1 protein-coding gene is annotated in these 4,287 nt (G+C 46.3%); it reads right to left on the reverse strand.

Annotated elements, in window-relative coordinates:
• A partial coding sequence (locus QUB56_RS36350; RefSeq protein ID WP_332961210.1) for an aminotransferase class III-fold pyridoxal phosphate-dependent enzyme occupies positions 1-4,273 on the reverse strand: 4,273 nt, incomplete at its 3' end.
• Between the last annotated feature and the right edge of the window lie 14 nt (positions 4,274-4,287).

Consider the following 4,287-nt stretch of genomic DNA (forward strand, 5'->3'; position numbering starts at 1 on the left):
CCGAGTTTATCCCCCAATCTTCGTCCAAGCAAACAACACGCGCTTGGTTTTCTGGCAATGCAGCAGACAACTTTTGAGTCGTCACTAGAACTGGCATCTGTGAATCATTTAACATATAGGCTAAGCGCTCAGAGGGATAGGCAGGGTCTAACGGCACATAAGCTCCCCCCGCTTTAAGAATGCCCAACAACCCCACTATCATCTCCAGCGATCGCTCTATACAGATTCCCACCAATACCTCTGGTTTTACCCCCAGTGCTTGCAAGTGGTGTGCCAGCTTGTTTATACGGCAATTCAACTCCCGGTAGGTCAGTTGCTTATCTTCAAAAACCACCGCTACTGCATCCGGCGTCTGTTCCACCTGCGCCTCAAATAGCTGATGAATACACAAATTCTTAGGAAACGCTAGATGGGTATCATTCCACTCAACGAGCAACTGGTGTCGCTCAGCGGCTGTCAGCATCGGGAATTCTGAGACTTGCTCATGAGGATTGGCTACAATCCCGGTAAGTATTGTCTGAAAATGCCCGAGCAGGCGCTCAATCGTGGCACTGTCGAATAAGTCTGGATTGTAATCGCAGCTCAACTCCAACTCGCTGCCTATTTCGAGGACATCTAAGCTGAGATCGAATCCAGTAAAATTGATAGGAGAAGGGAATAACTCTGTCTCCAGTTCAAACATTTCTGGTACAGCTACAGGTCGATCCAAGTTAAAAGTTGCTGTAACGATAGGAGACATACTGATGTCCTGGCTTCCTTTTAACTTCTCGATCAACCTGGCAAAAGGATAATCCTGGTGGTCAAAAGCATCTAACAATAATTTTCTGAAAGCTGCTAGATGCTCCGAGAAAGTCGAACACCCAATGACGGAACCTCTTAAAGGCAATAGGTGGGTACAGTAGCCAATAAGCTTTTCACTGCCCTTGAGAGAGCGTCCTGCAACAGGAATACCAACCACAAGATCGTCTTGACCTGTTAACCGATAAAGTAAAAGCGTGTATGCCGACAGGAGGGTCATAAACAGGGTACAGCTTTTCTCTTGGCTGAACCGTTTAACGTCGCGACAAAGCTTGGCGTCAAGCCGTGTAGTTTGCCTGCTACCCCTATAGGTCTTTATTTGTGAGCGAGGACGGTCAGTTGGTAAGTCTAAGACAGGAATTGAGCTGGCAAATTTTTCCAACCAGTAGGATTCATGGGTTGCCATTTCCTCAGTTTGGCTTTGCCGATCCTGCCACTCTATGTATTCTCTAAACTGCTTCGGTGGCTCAAGTTGGCAAATGGTTCCCTGACACTCAGCCGTATAAAACGCACCTAACTCTTGTAGGATTACACCCATCGACCAGCCGTCGATCAGAATATGATGAGCCGTCAATACCAGCAAGTGAAGTTGTTCTTTTAGCTTGAGGATATGGATGCGAAAGGGAGTCTCCTTTGTTAGGTCGAAAGGTTTTTGACTTTCTTGTCTCAACCACTCAGCAACTTCGGACTCTGAGTAGCGATCGCCCACACTTGATAAATCAATCAAAGGAACGTCTACCTTCAGAGTGGGTAAAATCTCCTGAAAATCTCCTTGCTCACTAATAATTGTCCGTAAAGTCTCATGGCGTTCAACAAGTTTTTGCACAGCCTGACACATTGAACGCAGATGAAACGGACCTTTTAATTGAATGCTTGTGTAGACGTTGTAAGCGAGGGAACCCTCGTCCCCTAGTTGGGTCAAAAACCAAAGTTGCTTTTGAGCCTCGGTTAGGGGTAATTTCTCTGCTTTTTTTGCTACTGGCTTCTCATTGGTGAGGAGCGTAGTTAAAGATGGCGAAGCTAGCAGAGCATCTGTAGGTGTAGAGGGTTTTGTTAAACTGCTTGATGCTCCATTTAACTCTTTCTTGGTCTCGGGAAAATTTTCCAAACTTTTGGGTAGGAAACCTCCCGCTCGTAGCTCCTCTATGCTGTCCTTGACTGCCTGAATCACATAATCAACATCTGCATCGGTATGTGCAGCAGATAGAAAACAGTTGCGTCCTTCCCAGATATAGACACCTTTTTCCAGCAAATGATAGAAGAACAAATCTAAATTTCCTGAAAAGGTGAAGCGAAACAGCGAACCAAAATATACGATGCGGATCGGTACATCCTCGGCTTCAAAGTAGGTATTCAGAGTTTCAGCTAACTGCGATGTGCGTTGATTCAACTGCTGCTGAATGGCTGGGCTATGCTCCTTGAGATGCTTGAGTACGGCCCGTGCGGTAGCCATAGTAAGGGGATGCTTGTTGAAGGTTCCTGCAAAAAAAGTTGTTTCCGCATGAGGAGATGACGCATCTCCATAGTTCCACAGACCGCCATCAATTCCATTCATGTAGATAGCCTTGCCAGCCACGACCCCAATAGGCAGGCCACCACCGATAATCTTGCCATAGGTGACTAAGTCTGCTTCAATACCAAACCACGCTTGGGCACCACCAGGATGAATGCGAAAGCCTGTGATTATTTCATCAAAGATTAAGACCGTTCCTGCTGTTGCCGTCAATTGCCTCAGCTTTTGTAAAAACGCTTTGGGTTGTAAATCGGGTCTGCGACTCTGTACGGGTTCAACCAGAACCGCTGCTAATTCATGAGCGTGCGCCTGCAAAATTTCAAGCGATTGAGGATTACCATAATCAAGCACCAAAACATCTCCAACGATGTTTTGTGCTATTCCTGGAGTTATGGGGACAGAACGTAGATGTCCGTCCACAGTCTGTGCTTTCGCCAAAACTCCGTCAAAATGCCCGTGATAAGAACCTGAGAATAAAGCAATCTTGGTGCGACCTGTGGCCGTGCGTGCTAGACGCAGTGCTGTCATAACGGCTTCTGTACCTGAATTACAGAAAGTTACTCGCTGCACACCAGTCATGGAGCAAATTAATTCAGCTACCTCACCTGCGAGGTCGGATTGTGGGCCCAGGTGTAGACCTTGCTTCAACTGTGCTTCCACTGCGCCTGTGATAAAGGGTGCATCGTGACCAAATAGCTGTACCCCAAACCCCATTGTGATGTCTACATACTCATTACCATCTAAATCCCAGATTCTGGAGCCTTTGGCACGCTGTCCAATAATGGGATAAAGCATCTCTTTAATAGAAGGACGAAACCCCGCAGAAGCTCTGCTGTCAGCTAAAACAGGATTATAGGCTTGCTTTCGTTCTTTCGATTTTTGAGTACGCTTCGTATAGCGAGAAATTAACTCCTCAAGGTGTCGTTGCCGATCGGGACTTAACCGAAGGTTCAGTTCGGGCGATCGCGATCGCAGGGGTAGAATTGGTTCTGCATTAACTCGATCTGGCTCTGTTTTACTCGATGTAGAGTCCGAGGATTCATCTGTGGTGATTTGGGATGGAATGGATGCCTCGGCAGGGGTGTTAACATTGGATACTTTTTGATTGAGAGATTCAAAAAGGGCGGTTTGGGTTAAAAGAGATTTTTCGGGATTAGCAACGTTTTTGCCTAAGAGTTCTAGTTGTTGAGACATGACCTCAAGCTGCTGCGCCATAATTCGTTCTAGCGCAGTCTTAGGTATCCCTACCTCCTCTACCTTATTTGGCACTCCAGACCTAGATATATCCTCTTTTGCACCTACATCTGTCGCTAATGCTGAGTGTTGGGATGGCACAGTAGCCTTGACCTCTGGTTGTGGGTAAACTTTTTGTGCCCACTCTGGAGTTATATGTTTATCTATGTAGGTAGCTAGAGCATCAATGGTAGGCAACCCTTCAAAAAACTGGCGAATTGCCACCTTAATTCCAAAGGTGTTTTCAATCGTGTGGACAGCCTCTATGAGAATCAGCGAATCAGCACCCATTTCCAGGAAAGGTGCATTAACATCGATTTCATCGGGGTTCATTTGCAACAAACGAGCCACAATGCTACGCAATTTTGATTGACTGCTATTACCCTGGGCGATCGCAGGTGTCGTATCAACTTTTGGCTCAGCTACAAGGATACTAAGTTCAGCCGAGTTGAGTGGTTGAAATTCTGGAGCATTCCTTGTATGGTCGGACTGATTTTCCCTTAAGTTAGTACCATTCGGCTCAACTTTTGGCTGAGCTACAAGGATACTAAGTTCAGCCGAGTTGAGTGGTTGAAATTCTGGAAGGTTCGTTGTACGGTCGGACTGATTTCCCCTTAAGCTAGTACCGTTCGACTTTGATAGTTGTGTATCTAAATCCTTAACACTTAGAGGTTTTTCAGGCTCAACCCAATAACGTTTGCGATCGAAGGGATAAGTAGGCAGAGGCACTCGGCATCGCTGGT

The organism is Microcoleus sp. AR_TQ3_B6 (assembly GCF_036702785.1).
In the GTDB taxonomy this organism is placed as follows: Bacteria; Cyanobacteriota; Cyanobacteriia; order Cyanobacteriales; family Microcoleaceae; genus Microcoleus.